Source organism: Allofustis seminis DSM 15817 (genome assembly GCF_000374325.1).
Classification (GTDB): domain Bacteria; phylum Bacillota; class Bacilli; order Lactobacillales; family Carnobacteriaceae_A; genus Allofustis; species Allofustis seminis.
Genome location: NZ_KB894082.1, coordinates 32,673 through 50,235 on the forward strand (window position 1 = coordinate 32,673; position 17,563 = coordinate 50,235).

The window sequence follows — 17,563 nt, forward strand, 5'->3', positions numbered from 1 at the left end:
CGTTGAATAAGATTGAAGTGCTAGATCCAAAGCTTGCCAACCAGATTGCAGCGGGAGAAGTTGTTGAACGTCCTGCAAGTGTGGTAAAAGAACTTGTAGAAAATGCACTCGATGCGGGGGCTAGAAATATTCAAGTTACGCTAGAAGAAGCTGGCCTAAAACTTATCCAAGTATTAGATGACGGGAGTGGGATTGCCAAAGAAGATGCACGCCTCGCATTTGAACGCCATGCCACTAGCAAATTACATCGTGCAGAAGATTTATTTCGTATTCGCACCTTGGGCTTTCGTGGGGAAGCTTTGCCAAGTATCGCATCTGTTTCCATCATGTCTATCGAAACTGCCCAAGCCGACCTCCCAGGAATTTATCTTTTGTTAGAGGGCGGGGAAATAAAAGAAGAAAGATCTGCACCAGCCCGACGCGGAACGAAAATAAAAGTTGAACAACTTTTTTATAATACACCAGCTCGCCTAAAGCATATCAAAACATTGCCGACTGAGTTGGGTCATGTGACCGACTTAATGAATCGTTTTGCACTTGCGCGTTATGATGTGGCATTTGAATTGATACATGACGGGCATACGCTTTTAAAAACTTTCGGTAATAATGATCAGCAACAAGCCATTGCAGGAGTATATGGTGTACCAACGGCTAGAAAAATGAAAGCCATTCATGCCAAAAATTTTAACTTTGAAGTGAATGGTTTCGTGTCGCTTCCCGAATTGACACGTGCGAGCAACCGTTATATTACGCTTGTTGTCAATGGTCGATATGTTAAAAATTTCAAACTAAATCAAGCAATAGAATCTGGCTATGGCTCGAAATTGATGGTTGGGCGTCATCCGATTGCTATTTTGCAAATTACGCTGGACCCATTACTCGTTGATGTAAATGTTCATCCAACCAAGCAATATATACGTATCAGTATTGAGTCAGAGTTGGGTCAGCTGATCCAGCAAGCGATTGCAGAAGTTTTTTCAAGAACTGTACGTATCCCTAGCGGTTTAGAAAATATTTATGGTGCAGCAAAGTATGATATGCCCAATCAAAAAGATGAAAATGCAATGGATGATAATGAATGGTTCGCGAACTCAGCGAATTCATCAGAAGAACACTTTTCTCCTCATTTAGAAAATAAAAAATTAGAACAAACATCGCTTATTTTCAAAAATGAATCCAATGAGTCAACTACAATTTCCAAAGAAAATGATGGAACAAGAGATACTTTCTATCCATTCCAGGAAGAAAATGTTTTTCATTTTAATGAGTCAGAAAATAGCGTACAAACGTTTCCAGCTGGGCATAGTGCTTATGAATCAGCCGATGTAGGCCACTTTGAAGGAACAAAAGCATCTCAACAGATGCCCAAATTGCAGATACAAGCATTTCCGATGCTTGAATATATTGGCCAATTGCATGGCACTTATTTACTTGCGCAAGATGAGAGTGGTCTTTATCTCATTGATCAACATGCTGCTCAAGAGCGTATCAAATATGAATATTTTCGTGAAACGATTGGTGAAGAAGGAACAGTACAACAAGATTTATTATTCAGTATTATGTTGGAGTATCCAGCAGATGAAGCGCTTATTATCCAGCAAAATCTTGATAAATTAAAAGAAGCGGGTATATATCTGGAAGATTTTGGGAGCAACACATTTATTATTCGCCAGCATCCTGCATGGATTGCAGCTGGTGAAGTGGAAGAGATGGTGCGCGAGATGATTGACTTCTTTTTGGAAAATCATCAATTATCGATGAATGCTTTTCGTGAAGCTACGGCAATTATGATGAGTTGCAAGCGTTCTATTAAAGCAAATCATTATCTTACTGAAAACCAAGCGCGCCAACTTATTACAGATTTATCCCGAACAAAAAATCCTTATAATTGTCCTCATGGTCGACCGACAACCATTCGTTTGACAAAAATGGAGATTGAAAAAATGTTTAAACGCATTCAAGATCCACATTAAAAAAGAAAGAATGAGTATTTTATGTGTCCAAAATATACAGAAAAAGAATTACGTCAAAAATTGACCCCTATGCAATATCATGTCACACAGGAAGCAGGTACCGAAAAACCATTTACTGGAGAGTATGATGACTTCTATGAAGAAGGAATCTATGTAGATGTCGTCAGTGGTGAGCCGCTTTTTTCTTCACAAGATAAATATGATGCGGGTTGTGGCTGGCCTGCTTTTTCCCAAACCATTGAACAACGCGTGCTACGCGAAGTGCGAGATCAATCATTTGGAATGGAGAGAATAGAGGTGCGCAGTAAAGAAGCTGATTCACATCTTGGTCATGTATTTACTGATGGGCCAAAAGAGTTAGGCGGATTACGCTACTGTATCAACTCCGCTGCCTTACATTTCATTCCAAAGGATCAACTTGCCCACTCTAAATATGAAAAATATTTATCATTATTCATATAAATGCTAAACTGCCGATAGTATTATCGGCAGTTTTTATATTTTAGAAGGTATGTTCATATCAAATAAAAAGATTTTACTTAAAAAGTCTCAAGGTTTCAATGCGGGTGCAGGAGAAAAATGATATACTAGGGAAAGTGAAAAGAATGAGGGATAAAAATGTATGAATATATGAGAGGTAAAGTCACTGAAATCAAGCCAACACATGTAACGCTTGAAGTAGCTGGTATCGGTTATCATTTATTAATTGCCAACCCTTTTCGATTAAGTGCACATCTTGTTGATATGCCAGATCATCAGGAGTTGAATATGTTGTCCAAACATAATGACACGAGCGAAGATGAGATATGTACGCTATATATTTATCAACATATAGCACAAGATCAGATTCGCTTGTACGGGTTTGTCAATGTACAAGAAAAAGATCTTTTTATGAAATTAATTGGTGTCTCAGGCATTGGTCCTAAGAGTGCACTCAGCATTTTAGCGTTGGAAGACCATATTGGTTTAGTACAGGCAATTGAGTCGGCAGATACGAAATATTTACAAAAATTTCCGGGCGTTGGTAAGAAGACCGCCTCTCAAATTATTCTAGATTTGCAAGGGAAGTTGGCGGATTTGTCGCCCGAATTAGTTCAAGCATTTGGCACATCTCAAAAAGCAGAAGAAATTTCTGAAAATATTGCATTAAATGAAGCAGCGGAAGCACTTGAAGTATTAGGCTATACAGCGCGTGACCGTAATAAAGTGATCAAAAAATTAGAACAGCTAGAACAACCACTGACAACTGATGAATACATTCGCCATGCATTGAGTCTCCTAATGAAGGCTTAATGACAGTCAAGAAATAAAAGGAGGGGGAAAAGATGAGCGAAGATGAACGTTTTATTTCAGGTACAAAGATGCCACTTGAAGAAGAAAATAGCGCTGAGATGAGATTACGCCCCGAAACATTGTCAGAATACATTGGTCAGGATGCTATTAAACGTGAAATTGACATTTATATTCAAGCAGCAAAAAATCGTCAAGAATCTCTCGACCATGTGCTACTTTATGGCCCTCCCGGACTTGGAAAAACAACAATGGCGATGGTCATTGCCAATGAAATGGGGACGAGCATTCGCACGACAAGCGGTCCTGCCATTGACAAAGCAGGCGATCTAGTCGCTCTGCTTAATGATTTGGAACCTGGAGGCATTTTATTCATTGATGAAATTCACCGTATGCCACGGTTTGTTGAAGAAATGTTATATTCTGCAATGGAAGATTTTTATATTGATATTATTATTGGAGAAGGCGAGACAGCGCGTCCTGTTCATTTTCCACTTCCTCCATTTACATTGATTGGGGCAACAACACGTGCAGGATCACTATCCGCGCCATTACGCGATCGCTTCGGTATTTTGGCGCATATGGATTATTATACGACAAAAGATTTGCAAACGATTGTGCAACGTTCAGCGAAAGTACTTCAAGCAAAAGTTGATGATGAAGGAGCAATTGAGATTGCGCGTCGCAGTCGAGGAACCCCTCGTGTGGCGAATCGTTTGTTGAAACGTGTGCGCGATTTTGCAGAAATTGAAGGGACGGGGATGGTTGACGCTCACGCTGCGCACCATGCACTGGAATTATTGCACGTTGATCGGGCAGGACTAGATAAGATGGACCATGATTTATTGCTGACCATTATCGAAATGTATCGTGGCGGTCCTGTTGGTTTGAATACTTTGGCCGCTTATATTGGAGAAGATGTCGAAACGATCGAAGACATGGTCGAACCTTATCTTCTGCAAGAAGGTTTTATCCGCCGAACACCGCGTGGAAGAATGGCTACAGAAAAAGCTTATATGCATTTTAACCTTCCCTTTGAATTAGACCATTAAAAGAAAGAATGAATTGTAATATGACCATGATGGAAGATTTGAATAATATTAATGCTTATGATTTTGATTTGCCAGAAGAATTAATTGCACAAACCCCTATAAAAGAACGCGATCATTCGCGACTTCTTGTATTAGATACTCAGACAAAAACTTATCAGGACAAGGTCTTTACCGATATTATTGATGAGTTAAATGCAGGGGATGTTCTTGTTATGAATGATACGCGAGTTCTTCCAGCACGACTTCATGGCACTCGTCAAGCAACAGGAGCACATTTGGAAGTCTTATTGCTCCAAAATATTGAGGGCGACCGTTGGGAAACATTGATGAAGCCTGCACGAAAAGCACGTGTGGGGGACCGTATTTTATTTGGCGATGGTCGCTTGCAGGCAGTAGTGTGTCAGGAGCTTGACCAAGGTGGACGTATTTTAGAATTTGAATATGATGGAATCTTTTTGGAAGTGTTAGAAGAATTAGGCGAGATGCCACTTCCACCTTATATCAAAGAAAAATTGCAAGATTCTGAACGTTACCAAACTGTTTATGCACGTGAGAATGGATCGGCAGCAGCGCCTACTGCAGGTCTTCATTTTACGAATGATTTATTGGAGAAAATAAAAACAAAAGGTGTCGAGTTAGCCTTTGTGACGCTTCATGTTGGATTGGGAACATTTCGCCCTGTTCAGACGGATGACATTTCCGAGCATGTAATGCATAGTGAATATTACCATGTCAGTCATGAAGTGGCCGAGCAAATTAATCGTGCAAAAGCAAGAGGCAATCGAATTATTGCTGTCGGAACAACGTCTATTCGGACGCTTGAATCTGTTGCTGCCTTAAATAATGGGAAAATGGCTGCTCAAAGTGGCTGGACTGATATTTTTATTAAGCCGGGGTTTAAATTTCAGATAGTTGATGCCTTATCGACGAATTTCCACTTACCAAAATCGACCCTTATTATGCTAGTCAGTGCACTAGGTGGTCGCGAATTTATTCTCGAAGCATATGCGCATGCCGTCGAAGAAAAATATCGTTTCTTCAGTTTTGGTGACGCGATGTTTATCAAGTAAAAGGAGAGTTTTATGAAGCATGCAGTAAATTATGAATTAATAAAAAAAGAAAAACATACGGGAGCGCGGCTTGGCATTTTGCATACTCCTCATGGTTCATTTGAGACGCCAATGTTTATGCCAGTAGGTACGCAGGCAACGGTTAAAACGATGACTCCCGAAGAATTAAAAGAAATGGGTGCGGGTGTTATTTTGAGCAACACATACCATTTATGGCTACGCCCAGGCGAAGAATTAGTTGCGGAAGCAGGTGGTCTACATTCATTTATGAATTGGGATCAGGGGATTTTGACTGACTCTGGAGGCTTTCAAGTCTTTTCGCTGGCGGATATGCGCCAAATTGAAGAAGAGGGTGTCCATTTTAAGAGTCATTTGGATGGCAAAAAATTGTTTTTAAGTCCAGAGAAATCCATTCATATTCAAAATCAACTAGGGGCCGATATTGCAATGAGTTTTGATGAATGTCCGCCTTTTCATGAAAGTTATGACTATATGAAAAAATCAATTGAACGTACTGCACGTTGGGCAGAGCGTGGCCTAAAAGCACACCAAAGATGGGAAAGTCAAGGTATCTTTGGTATTGCACAAGGTGGTGGCTACAAAGACTTACGAATTCAACATGCCAAGACAATTGCAAGCATGGATTTTTCAGGTTATGCTGTCGGAGGTCTGTCAGTTGGTGAAACAACAAAAGAAATGTATGAAGCATTAGAATATACGACGCCACATTTGCCAGAGCATAAAGTGCGTTATTTAATGGGTGTGGGAACGCCGCTTGACTTTTTTGAAAGTGTCATACGTGGAATCGATATTTTCGACTGTGTATTGCCAACACGAATTGCACGCAATGGAACGACGATGACAAGTCAAGGACGTGTTGTCATTAAAAATGCTGCATATGCCCATGATTGGGGTCCACTGGATCCGCATTGTGATTGTTACACATGTAAAAATTATTCGCGCGCTTATTTACGTCATCTTTTTAAAACGGATGAAATTCTAGGATTACGTTTGGCAAGTTATCATAACTTATATTTCCTTTTACATGTTATGCGCGATATTCGTGAAGCAATCCGGCAGGACAACTTGCTTGATTTTAAAGCAGAATTTTATGAAAAATATGGCTATAATAAACCGAATGCACGCTCATTTTAAGCAACAGCTCTTTTCAATGCGGAGAGATATTTGTTACAATTAAAATTAACCCAATAAATAATTGATAAGGAGAATTCATATGAGTCCTGAAATGCAAATGTTAGTTTCATTTTTATTGATGATTATTATTTTTTATTTCTTTATGATTCGTCCAAACAAAAAACGTATGGAGCAACAAAAACAAATGTTTGATGGATTGAAAGTCGGCGATACAGTCGTTACGATTGGCGGATTACATGGTGTTATCGATGAAATTATCGAACCGACCAATACCATTGTTTTAGATTGCGAAGGAATTTATTTAACATTTGAACGTCATGCAGTGGCGCGTGTCATTGCAACATCTTCCGCTAATGAATTAACAAAAGAAGAAATCATCGAAGAAGTGAGCTCGAATCATCCAGCAGCTCCCTCTGATGAAGAAAGTGATGAATTAGAATAAGCTAGAGGGCAGGGTGAGAGCATTGAATCCTAACTTAAATGAGCTCCAATATTCACAGTTTGAAGAATGGCTGGAATATAAGGCACGCGAGTTTCACGATTTAGGATATTTGAATGTAACTGCTGAAGACTTGTGGGAATATGTGACGACCTTTTTATGGAAACGGCAGCTTCCCACACGTTACTTCGAGCAAGTTCATGACATAATGGAAATAAGAACAAATGATTTTTTTACCTTTGTCTCACTTGATGCACAAGTGTATAATGTGACAACATTAGATGAGATGAATATTGAAGAATTATTTTGATAGAGCAGGGAGCGGAGGCTGCCTGCTTTTTTGTATATCTGAAATAATTTCATGTATAATAAGGAGTACAGTAATAGGTGGTGATGGTGCGTGGAGTATAGTTTGTTGAAATTCAAAGAACCGAAACGCCGTACGGATCGTAAAATTTTGCATATTGATATGGATGCTTTCTATGCTTCTGTTGAGATTCGCGAAAATGAAAAGCTACGCCATTTACCTGTCATCATTGGCCCAGATCCTCGTGAAAATGGCGGACATGGTGTTGTCGCAACGGCAAGTTATGTGGCGCGTCAATATGGTGTTCATTCTGCAATGAGCGCTGAAGAGGCCTTACGAAAATGTCCAGAAGGAATCTTTATCCGCCCAAACTTTGAACGATATCGTCAAATAAGCCATCAAATTCATGATATCTTTAAGGAATATACATCAGTCATTCAACCACTGGCGCTCGATGAGGCTTATTTGGATGTGACACATAATAGAATAAATGAAAAATCAGCGATAAAAATTGGTCGCCAGATACAATATGAAATTTATGATAAATTACAGCTTACAAGTTCTGTTGGTGTCTCATATAATAAATTTCTAGCCAAAGTTGCCAGCGATTATCACAAGCCAGCAGGATTTACAGTCATTACACCAGACCAAGCGGAGATATTTTTGCTTGATTTACCTATTGAGGCTTTTATTGGTGTCGGCACAAAGACAAAAGAAAAAATGGTCGAGTTAGAAATTAAGACAGGAAGAGATTTACTTGCTTGGACTCAAGTGGAACTCGCAGCTACTTTTGGAAAATTTGGACGAACATTATACAAACGTGTCCGCGGGATTGATGATCGACCAGTAGTGACCCACCATGTGCGTAAATCGCTTGGAAAAGAAAAAACATACATCCATGAAATGAAGACGGACAAAGAAATCCTTGGACAGTTACAGAAAATGAGCCAAGACGTCTATGCCTCTTTAAAAAAAGATGGCCTTCATGGCAAAACAGTAGTGCTTAAATATCGTTATCGAAATTTTGATACTTATACAAGAAGAAAGACTTGTTTTGAATATATTGCCTCGGATTCGGAATTATTTTTACATGTGATGAATTTATGGCGCGAATTTGGCGATGTAACACGCGGTGTGCGCTTGCTAGGTGTAACCATCTCGACCCTTGACCCGATTTATTATGAAAATATACCATTGGATTTGCATATGTGAGAAAGGAGCAAGATATGACGACAAAACATCAGCAGTTATTAAATTACATTGAAGAAATGCCTGTAGGTGCTAAACTCTCTGTTCGCAAAATCGCACGTCAATTTGATGTGAGTGAGGGAACGGCATATCGTGCAATTAAAGAAGCAGAAAATCAAGGACTTTTAAAGACAGTTCAACGTGTAGGTACCGTTCGAACAGAGCCACCGCAAGAGCCGACCATTGATACGCTCACGCTAAAAGAGGTGTTGAACGTTGCAGAAGGAACAATTCTCGGCGGGGAAGAGGGACTGGATCGGCCGTTAAAAAAATTCGTTATTGGTGCGATGGAACTAGCTGCAATGGAACGTTACATTTCGGAAGGTTCTCTTGTCATCGTTGGTAACCGCGAAGATGCACAACGGCTAGCGTTAGAAAAAGGTGCTGCGATACTTATTACGGGTGGTTTTGAGGCAAGTCGCGCTGTTACGGAATTCGCCAACAAGAAAAAATTACCGCTCATGTCAACGACTTATGACACTTTTACGGTAGCTACGAAAATTAATCGTGCCATTACAGACCAGTTGATCCAAAAAGAAATTGTGCAAGTCGAAAGCATTTACACATCAGTGGATCGCACAATGTATTTAAAAGAGCTTGATACCGTTGCTGATTATAAAAAATTAAATGAAAGAAGCAAGCATTCACGTTTCCCAGTCATCGATAAAAATAATCGCGTCATCGGGGTTGTTTCACCAAAGGATATTATTCATAAAGAAGACAATGTGGGTATTTTTGAAGTAATGTCAATTCATCCTCAAACCGTCCACTTGCGTACCAATGTTGCGGCGGCTTCTCATAAGATGATTTGGGAAGGCTATGAATTGATGCCAGTCATTGATGATGAAGGCATCTTAAAAGGGGTCGTTTCACGACAAGATGTCATGAAAGCGATGCAATCAATCCAGCAGCAAAGTCAGGTATCCAATACGATTTCAGATCAGATTAATCAAGCTATCGATCGTGTGAATCGCCATGAATATTCGCTGAAAGTAACACCGCAAATGACGAATACATTGGGGACGGCTTCGATTGGAGTATTAGCTGAAGCGGTTACCTGTGTCATTCATGAATATATTCTACCTTTTAAAAATAATCATTATATGATTGAAGATTTAAGATTTGAATATTTACAAATCATTCAAATTGGACAGGAGCTTACATTAGTCCCAGAAGTTTATTTTGAGTCGCGCCGCTCGATTCGCATTAATGTGGATATTTATGCAGGAAAAGAACTCGTTGCACGTTCTATATCAGGCTGCCAGCTCTTTTCCCAAAATATTTAGGAGGTTCTTCTATGAAAGAACAACATATTTCACATATTCAAAAACAAATCCTTCAGGCCATTGCAGAATATGATGACATCTTAATTTTTCGTCATGTACGCCCTGATTTAGATGCGATCGGCTCCCAAATCGGATTAGCACGAATGATTGAAGCAACTTATCCAGACAAAAAAGTCTACACGCATGGGAAAGATGTGCCTTGGCTAAGTGAATTAATTGCCCCAATGAATCCACTTCCTTCAAAAGATTTTACTGGGAAGCTTGTGATCGTCTTGGATACTGCAAATACAGACCGCTTAGATGGCAATATCGAAAATATTAATACTGCTGCTTGCGTGATAAAAATTGATCACCATTTACCAGTAGAAGCATATGGACAAGTACAGTGGGTTGAACCTGATGCTAGTTCAGCTTCTGAACTGATTGCGAAATTGTGGTGGAATCATTCACATGAATTAAAAATGACAACAGAAGCGGCATATGCACTTTATGCTGGAATTGTTGGAGATACAAATCGCTTTTTATATGATTCAACAGGACCAGAAACGATGCAATTGGCAGGGGAATTAATGCGTTATCCATTTGATCATGCTGCTTTGCACTTTAAATTAGCAGAGATCACACCTGTAGAGCGACGCCTTATTGCCTACACGTTAGAAAATGCACACGTAAGCGAAGTGGGTGTCGGCATGATTTTATTCACTTCCGAAACGCTGGCAGAATTACAAGCAACTGATGAAGATACAAGCGTGACACTCTCACTTGTAGGAAATATTCAAGGTGTTATCAGCTGGGGAGTATTTGTTCAGCAGTCGACAGGCAGCTATCGTTGCCGTCTACGTTCAAAAGGTCCTGCAATTAATGAAATTGCTGCACGCCATGAAGGAGGCGGCCATAAGTTGGCTAGCGGAGCAAATGCCCACGATGAAATGGAAATCAAAGAAATTGTGAAAGAATTAGAAGATGCAGTCCTTCAATTTAAAAATAAATAAATATTAAAAATCATGCAAAAGGCGGAGAATTTCCGCTTTTTGTTTTAGTATAATAGAAAGGAATGGAAGGAGGGAGCAAAAGCAATGAATGAACCATCAGAGCAATCACAATGGAAAGCAATATTTAATAAATTAATCGAGCGATTAAAAGTTTACTCTAAGATATTTTGGCGTGGACTAAGACGTTTTTGGTATCATTTTCATATGACGAAGGTGCTTATCAGCCTCTTTTTAACATTGTCATTATTGGCAAGTATGTACTTAGGTTTTCTCGCTAAGACAGCAGATGTTGAAACCTTGAAACAAGCGCTCTCTCAAACGACAACCATTGTCGATGAAGATGGAGATATCGCTGGACATCTTCAAAGCCAAAAAGGAACATATGTGCCACTTGCAGAGATATCGCCAGCCATTCAAGATGCCGTCCTTTCAACGGAAGATCGCCGCTTTTATGATCATCCAGGATTTGACATATTTGGGATCGGACGTGCTGTAGCAGGCATTATTTTAAAAGGGGAAATTGTTGGTGGTGGTAGCACGCTCACGCAACAATTAGCTAAGAATGCTTTTTTAACGGCGGATCAGACCCTCGTTCGCAAGTTGAAGGAATTATTTTTGGCGATCGAAATCGAAAAACAATATTCAAAAGATACAATTTTAGAAATGTATTTAAATCATGCTTATTTTGGGACAGGAGTATGGGGTGTTGAGGATGCTTCGCTACGCTATTTTGGTCAACATGCTGAAGATCTTGATCAGGGCAATGCGGCGGTACTGGCTGCTATTTTAAAGGCACCTACTCAATATAATCCAATTGATAATTATGATAACTCAATCGAGCGCCGAAATCTTGTCCTTGATTTAATGGTACAAAATGAAAAACTTTCTGCAGAAGATGCTGCGGATTTTGAAGCTGCTCCTATTACTTTGCAAAATGCATATGAAATTGATGATAGTTACACCTATCCATACTATTTTGATGCAGTTATTGATGAAGCAGTCGAAAAATATAAATTTGACGAGCATGAGTTGATGAACGGTGGCTACACGATTTATACTGCTTTAAATCAAAATTATCAAAAAATTGTTGAAAATACATTTGATCGTGATGAGTTATTTGAAAGAGCAGATGATGGAACTAAAGCGGAAGGTGCATCAGTAGTCCTTAAGCCACAAACAGGCGGTATACAAGCAGTAGTCGGTGGTAATGGTGAATATAATTATCGCGGTTTTAATCGTGCGACACAGATGTATCGTCAACCTTCATCTACGATCAAGCCCTTAAGTGTATATGGACCAGCATTAGAGGCTGGCTACCGCACAGATTCTTTGGTAAAAGATGAACTGAAAAGCTATGGTGACACTAAATATACTCCAGAAAATTATGATTTTGAATATGATGGAGAATTGCCAATGTATGAGGCAGTGGCACGTAGTAAGAATACGAGTGCCGTCTGGCTATTAAATGAAATTGGTATTGATAAAGGATTTAACAAAATAAAACAGCTCGGTCTGCACCCGACAGAAGAAGACTATCACCTTGGAGCGATCGCGCTTGGGGGAATGTCTGAAGGAGTCACACCAGTAGAATTAGCGTCAGCTTATAGTACTTTTGCAAATAATGGTGTAAGAAATGCACCGCATTTCATTACAAAAATTGTTGATGCAAAAGGGCGTGTGGTTGTGAATCATGAAGTTGCAAAAAGTAAACGAATTTATTCTGAGGCGATCAATAAAGAAATTAATCAATTGCTCGTATATGTATTTGATCATCCACAAAATATTGATGCCGAACCTTCAGGATATGATATTGCTGGCAAGACGGGTACATCAGAAGTTACTTGGTCTGAATCAGGTGCTGCAAATCAGTGGATCGTTGGATATACGCCAGATGTTGTGGTCGTTGCCTGGACGGGTTATGACAAAACCGATGAAGATCATTATTTGCGCGGATATAATATTTCAGAAATTGGACAAGTATTGCGGACGGAAATGGCACATATTTTACCTTATACACCTGTCACACCATTTGGTATCTCACCAATTGTTCCGAACAGTCCTGCCCCTCCAGCATCAGAAAATAGCGAAAATGACACACCATGGCAAGAAGAAGTAGAAAAAGGTGCGAAAAAAGCAGAAGAGTTTTTTAAAGATGCGACAGAAAAAATTAAAGAAAGCACCGATAAAATTAAAGAAGGCATCGATAATATTTGGAAGCAGATTTTCCCATAAGTGGCATATTAGCAACTAATGTTTTATTTGTCCGATATAGAAAATGAAATTTATTCACGTTATAATACATTTATCTGAGGAAAGGATGATTGAAATGGCAATCAATATTTATGATAGCGTTAATCAATTGGAAAAAGATTTGCGCCAAAGTGACCAATATCAAGCGCTTGTAGATGTTTTTAAAAAGATAGATGCAGATGAAGAAGTCTCAAAGTTGATGGACGAATTCAAGAAAATTCAAAAAGATTTTGTAGAAAAACAACAACGAGGTGAGCATTTTAATGAAGAAGATCAGCAACGCGCGATGGACTCTTCCAAAAAAATGCAAGAAAATGAAATTACAAAAGAACTATTGGCAGCAGAATTTCAGTTGAATACATTGCTTCAAGATATTAATGAAGCAATTTACAAACCGATTCGCGAATTATATGAATAATGAACAGAGGCTGATGTTCAAATCCATCAGCCTTATTTTTTGATGTGATACGAACTGATGTACGGTTATGTAAAGGAGAACGAGCCATGGTGACATTTATTCATGCCGCAGATTTACATTTGGATACACCTTTTTCAGGCTTAAAAGAACTTTCGCCACATTGGAAAGCCCGCCTACAAGCAGCCCCTTACCAAGCCCTTGATAAAATTGTTGAGACAGCTATTTCTAAACAAGTAGATTTTGTGATTTTTGCGGGTGATATTTATGATCAAGCAGTGCGAGGATTCAAGGCACAGATGGCTTTTTTGAATGCTTTGAAACAGTTAGAGTGTGCCAACATTCCTATTTTTGTAATTTTTGGCAATCATGATTATGCAAAAAATACGCTGACAGATGTACAATTTCCAGAAAATGTGCATATTTTTAACTCTGGAAAAGTAACGACAGCATTTTATCAAACATCATGCGGAGAAAAAGTAGCACTTAGTGGATTCAGTTATGCTGCACGTCATGAAGTACGTGAAATGATTGAAGAGTTTCCACTCCGCAGTGATGAAGTAGACTATCACATTGGCATTTATCATGGGCAAATAGGTCATGCAGGAGATGCTTATGCACCTTTTCAAGTGACGGCGATGCAACAAAAACATTATAACTACTGGGCGCTGGGACATATTCATCAGCGACAATTTTTAGCAACAAACCCGCCAATTGTTTATTCTGGAACAACACAAGGCCGCCATGCCCTAGAAGTGGGCGAAAAAGGTATTTATCATGTTACATTGTCACATGATAGTGCACCACAGTTGGAATTTTTACCGACTCAGTCACTGCAATTTGAAAATATTACGCTAACGATTGAAGAGGAGTCGCCGAGCATTTCTGCCATTACAGAAGCGATAAAAAAATTTATGCATTCCCAAAAAGAAGATACATTATATCGAATGCTATTAAAATTTAAGCATTTAAAACATTCAGATAGTATTCCTATTATGCGTTCAAGAGCTTGGCGTGAGCATTTAAATGAAACACTCTTAAAAAATAATCAATGCATTGTTGATCTACAACTAAAGATAGAAAAAAATGAAACGCTATTGGGCAGATTAATGGCGCATTATCCGAATGAGTTAGCAAAAACAGAATATAAAGTAATAGATGATGATATATTTTTAAATTTAGCAAGTGATTTGACGGACAAATATCATATCCCACATCGCGATTTTCTAGATATTTCATATCGCCGCGAATTATTGGAAAAAGCACGAACTAAATTATCCGAATAAGGGGTGCAGGTATGAAAATAAAAAAGATAGCAATTGAACAATTTGGAATATATCGTCATAAGACATTTCGCCTGTCGCCTTTTTTAAATATATTCTTGGGCGAAAATGGTGCTGGTAAAAGTACGTTGATGGCCTTTATTCATCAAATTTTTTATGAATTTCCAAAAAGAAATCAAAAAAATAATTATCAAATTCAAGGTGCAAATGGCTATATGGGCGGATATTTGATTGTTGACCTTCCTGAAATAGGTGAAGTGAAGATTCAAAGAATTTCAGGACCCAAAGCAGTAACGGGCCAGCTCATTGTTACGCTTATAGAAGAAAATCAGCCACTGGAGCCAGCAGAATATTATCTAACAAAAGCTTTAGCTCATCTAAAACAAGAGGAATTGCGTGCATTATATACATTTAATTTAGACGATTTACAAGCACTCAAAGCGATGAGTCGCTCTGATCTCAACGAATATTTTCAGAGCTTGACAGTGGAAGGGAGCCAGCACCTATTTGACCGTATACGGCAGCTTGATAAAGAGGCAGGCACATTCTATAAAAAAACTGGGCGCTTGCCAGAACTTAATCAGAAATTAATAGAATATGAAAAAATAAAGGCACATACACAAGAAATAGCGAAAAATAATGAACAATATGTCATATTTCAAGCGGAAAAGGAGCAACTTGAGCAGCAGTTGCAGGACATAAAAGAGCAACAAAAAGACCTCAAAAAATCCCTTGAAATATTAGAATATAAAAAAACGGATCGAGTATTAGCAACAGAAATAAACCAATTATTAAGCGATTCAGAGGCATTAGATTTACCAGAAGATGCTACATTAGATAAAATTGATAATTGGTATATACATTACCAAAAAATCGCACAATTGAAACAAATGCTCGCTTCTAGTGAAAGGTCTGACGCTAATAAAATAAAAAGAGAAATGCCTCCCAAGTGGATAATTGATTATTATAATAATCGACCACTTTGGGAAGCATATATATTACACCATGCTCAGGCACAATCTCTTGCAACACAATTGAAGCAAGTTGATGAAAAAATGGCAAATAGCAAAGAACAATTTTATTTTTTTTATGGAGATAGTGACCAGACAGAAGATGTTTCACCCCTTGCTATTGCCTTGCCCGACACTTTGACCGAAGAGCAGCTTGAAAAGGCAAAAGTGGCAACAGCAACACGTAATACCTTGGAAAGTAGAAAAGAAGTATTACAACAAAAAATAGAAAATGAACAGTCAGTGGCACAAATGAAAGAAAAATGGCTGATTGAAAAACAAAAGACAGCAAAAGGCGCGGGAATAGATCATAAATCTCAAAAGCAACATAAAATTGCAGCCATTTTATTACTATGTGTAATAACAATATGTTTTCTTTTATATTTAATGACTCCTGTATCTTTTCAAAAGATAGCTCTTATAGGAGCAGGTAGCCTATTAGGCTTATTGGGACTATGGCGATGGCATCATGTATTTTCAAAAATGATTGATGAGGAGGGTGTCCATGTAGAAAATGTAGCAGATATACATCAGCCAATTATAGATGCTCCATCATCGGGAACAATTCAAGCCTTACAGCAACAACTGGAAATTATTTCAAAAGAGTTAGATCAGACACACCAAATATTAAATGAACTTTTTATACGTGCTGGTTGGTCGACAAATGCGATAGATTGGGAATTCTCAGCGATTGAAAAAGAGCAACTACGTCTTAAAAAATTGCAAATGTTGCAATATCGTCTTCAAAAATGTTCAAAACAATTTGAAGACTTGTCTAACCAATTAGAACGATTACAACGGCCAGTAGTTATTCTTTTCTCTGATAATATGTCCATCACTCCGCTTGAATTGCAGCGAGCTATTGACCATTATCTTCAAACGGTTGAAGCATATGAGCGTGAACATGCTCATGAGAAAAAAATACAAGAAGCGACTGCTTGGCGAAAAAATGAACTTGAAAAAGAGCTACATCATGAAGAAGCAATTTTTTTCGAGAAATTTGGCGAGTGGTCAGAATTGTCACCTGAAATTGTTACGATGTGGCAACAAAATCTTGTTAAAAAAGAACAAATTTCTCAGCATGTGCAACTGCTCAAGACGCAAATGAAAGACCCAGATATATTTGATAATTTGCCAAGTGAAATAGTTTTGCAACGTCAAGAAGTGCACATAATAAAACAATTAGAATCGCTAGGCCAGGACATTGAACGATTACAGCAACAAATTGCAGATAAAAAAGCCACCATGCACTTACTTTCCTCAAGTGATGCTTATGAGCGGGCTATTCAAGAACAGGAATATTTTGAAGCGGAAATGGCGGATATAGTGGATGAGTGGTTGAGCATCCAAATGAGTCGATATATTTTAGAAGAAACATTGGCTCAGAATATGAATGTATCTTTTTTAAATATGCAAGAAAATATTAATAAATATTTTAAGTTTTTGACCGATAATTATTATGTGCAAGTGAAATGGACGACTGAAGGGTTACAAGTAATGGACCATTCCAATCGCGTCTATTCTATTGAACGACTTTCGCGGGGTACATATGAGCAACTTTATGTTGCAATCCGTTTGGCATTTATTGATGAGGTGGGAGACCGCTTTGAATTTCCACTACTTATTGATGATGCTTTTGTCAATTTTGATAGTCAAAGACGTCATCGCATGTATGAACTGCTAATGCAATATAGTCAGCATCATCAAGTGATTTATTTCACCTTTGATGCAAAAGTGGTAGACTATGTATCAGAAATGAATTCAAAGATATTTCGCTTGGGTGCAAAATAGAA

At 38.5% G+C, this 17,563-nt stretch carries 15 protein-coding genes; all 15 read left to right on the forward strand.

Going from position 1 to position 17,563, the window contains the following annotated elements; genetic code table 11:
- Positions 1 to 2 precede the first annotated feature (2 nt).
- The 15 genes from mutL (at position 3) to C231_RS0104315 (ending at position 17,561) form a co-directional block, all read left to right on the forward strand.
- Positions 3 to 1,973 carry a DNA mismatch repair endonuclease MutL gene (mutL, locus tag C231_RS0104245; protein WP_018659397.1) on the forward strand — a complete coding sequence of 657 codons (1,971 nt, stop codon included), beginning with the start codon at positions 3 to 5 and terminating at the stop codon, positions 1,971 to 1,973.
- Between the two features lie 21 nt (positions 1,974 to 1,994).
- Positions 1,995 to 2,435 (forward strand): peptide-methionine (R)-S-oxide reductase MsrB, encoded by a 441-nt coding sequence (gene msrB / locus C231_RS0104250; RefSeq protein ID WP_018659398.1) that lies wholly within the window; start codon positions 1,995 to 1,997, stop codon positions 2,433 to 2,435.
- A gap of 156 nt (positions 2,436 to 2,591) precedes the next feature.
- On the forward strand, positions 2,592 to 3,266 hold the full coding sequence (ruvA, locus tag C231_RS0104255; protein WP_018659399.1) for a Holliday junction branch migration protein RuvA: 675 nt from the start codon (positions 2,592 to 2,594) through the stop codon (positions 3,264 to 3,266).
- Positions 3,267 to 3,298: 32 nt separating this feature from the next.
- Positions 3,299 to 4,315 carry a Holliday junction branch migration DNA helicase RuvB gene (gene ruvB / locus C231_RS0104260; protein ID WP_018659400.1) on the forward strand — a complete coding sequence of 339 codons (1,017 nt, stop codon included), beginning with the start codon at positions 3,299 to 3,301 and terminating at the stop codon, positions 4,313 to 4,315.
- 20 nt (positions 4,316 to 4,335) lie between these two features.
- Complete coding sequence (gene queA / locus C231_RS0104265; RefSeq protein ID WP_018659401.1) at positions 4,336 to 5,385, forward strand: tRNA preQ1(34) S-adenosylmethionine ribosyltransferase-isomerase QueA; 1,050 nt, start codon at positions 4,336 to 4,338, stop codon at positions 5,383 to 5,385.
- Positions 5,386 to 5,397: 12 nt separating this feature from the next.
- Positions 5,398 to 6,540: a tRNA guanosine(34) transglycosylase Tgt gene (gene tgt / locus C231_RS0104270; RefSeq protein WP_018659402.1), complete on the forward strand. Its 1,143-nt coding sequence runs from the start codon at positions 5,398 to 5,400 to the stop codon at positions 6,538 to 6,540.
- A gap of 79 nt (positions 6,541 to 6,619) precedes the next feature.
- Positions 6,620 to 6,982: a preprotein translocase subunit YajC gene (yajC, locus tag C231_RS0104275; protein ID WP_018659403.1), complete on the forward strand. Its 363-nt coding sequence runs from the start codon at positions 6,620 to 6,622 to the stop codon at positions 6,980 to 6,982.
- 13 nt (positions 6,983 to 6,995) lie between these two features.
- Positions 6,996 to 7,289 (forward strand): post-transcriptional regulator, encoded by a 294-nt coding sequence (locus C231_RS0104280; protein ID WP_018659404.1) that lies wholly within the window; start codon positions 6,996 to 6,998, stop codon positions 7,287 to 7,289.
- Between the two features lie 90 nt (positions 7,290 to 7,379).
- Positions 7,380 to 8,498 carry a DNA polymerase IV gene (gene dinB, locus C231_RS0104285; RefSeq protein WP_018659405.1) on the forward strand — a complete coding sequence of 373 codons (1,119 nt, stop codon included), beginning with the start codon at positions 7,380 to 7,382 and terminating at the stop codon, positions 8,496 to 8,498.
- Positions 8,499 to 8,512: 14 nt separating this feature from the next.
- A complete protein-coding gene (locus C231_RS0104290; protein WP_018659406.1) occupies positions 8,513 to 9,820 on the forward strand; it encodes a DRTGG domain-containing protein in 1,308 nt (435 codons plus the stop codon).
- A gap of 11 nt (positions 9,821 to 9,831) precedes the next feature.
- The gene (locus C231_RS0104295; RefSeq protein WP_018659407.1) at positions 9,832 to 10,812 is read left to right on the forward strand and encodes a DHH family phosphoesterase; all 981 of its coding nucleotides are present in this window, start codon (positions 9,832 to 9,834) and stop codon (positions 10,810 to 10,812) included.
- Between the two features lie 84 nt (positions 10,813 to 10,896).
- Positions 10,897 to 13,044 carry a PBP1A family penicillin-binding protein gene (locus C231_RS0104300; protein WP_018659408.1) on the forward strand — a complete coding sequence of 716 codons (2,148 nt, stop codon included), beginning with the start codon at positions 10,897 to 10,899 and terminating at the stop codon, positions 13,042 to 13,044.
- 94 nt (positions 13,045 to 13,138) lie between these two features.
- A complete protein-coding gene (locus C231_RS0104305; protein WP_018659409.1) occupies positions 13,139 to 13,480 on the forward strand; it encodes a YlbF family regulator in 342 nt (113 codons plus the stop codon).
- Positions 13,481 to 13,566: 86 nt separating this feature from the next.
- Entirely contained in the window at positions 13,567 to 14,763 is a 1,197-nt protein-coding gene (locus C231_RS07820; protein ID WP_018659410.1) for a metallophosphoesterase family protein, read from the forward strand.
- Between the two features lie 11 nt (positions 14,764 to 14,774).
- Entirely contained in the window at positions 14,775 to 17,561 is a 2,787-nt protein-coding gene (locus tag C231_RS0104315; RefSeq protein ID WP_018659411.1) for an ATP-binding protein, read from the forward strand.
- The last annotated feature ends 2 nt before the right edge of the window (positions 17,562 to 17,563 follow it).

What these genes read in the sequence shown, in the direction of transcription:
- msrB (WP_018659398.1), top strand. Translation starts at nt 1,995, where the DNA reads ATGTGTCCAAAATATACAGAAAAAGAATTACGTCAAAAATTGACCCCT.
- ruvA (WP_018659399.1), top strand. Translation starts at nt 2,592, where the DNA reads ATGTATGAATATATGAGAGGTAAAGTCACTGAAATCAAGCCAACACAT.
- ruvB (WP_018659400.1), top strand. Translation starts at nt 3,299, where the DNA reads ATGAGCGAAGATGAACGTTTTATTTCAGGTACAAAGATGCCACTTGAA.
- queA (WP_018659401.1), top strand. Translation starts at nt 4,336, where the DNA reads ATGACCATGATGGAAGATTTGAATAATATTAATGCTTATGATTTTGAT.
- tgt (WP_018659402.1), top strand. Translation starts at nt 5,398, where the DNA reads ATGAAGCATGCAGTAAATTATGAATTAATAAAAAAAGAAAAACATACG.
- yajC (WP_018659403.1), top strand. Translation starts at nt 6,620, where the DNA reads ATGAGTCCTGAAATGCAAATGTTAGTTTCATTTTTATTGATGATTATT.
- C231_RS0104290 (WP_018659406.1), top strand. Translation starts at nt 8,513, where the DNA reads ATGACGACAAAACATCAGCAGTTATTAAATTACATTGAAGAAATGCCT.
- C231_RS0104295 (WP_018659407.1), top strand. Translation starts at nt 9,832, where the DNA reads ATGAAAGAACAACATATTTCACATATTCAAAAACAAATCCTTCAGGCC.
- C231_RS0104300 (WP_018659408.1), top strand. Translation starts at nt 10,897, where the DNA reads ATGAATGAACCATCAGAGCAATCACAATGGAAAGCAATATTTAATAAA.
- C231_RS0104305 (WP_018659409.1), top strand. Translation starts at nt 13,139, where the DNA reads ATGGCAATCAATATTTATGATAGCGTTAATCAATTGGAAAAAGATTTG.
- C231_RS07820 (WP_018659410.1), top strand. Translation starts at nt 13,567, where the DNA reads ATGGTGACATTTATTCATGCCGCAGATTTACATTTGGATACACCTTTT.
- C231_RS0104315 (WP_018659411.1), top strand. Translation starts at nt 14,775, where the DNA reads ATGAAAATAAAAAAGATAGCAATTGAACAATTTGGAATATATCGTCAT.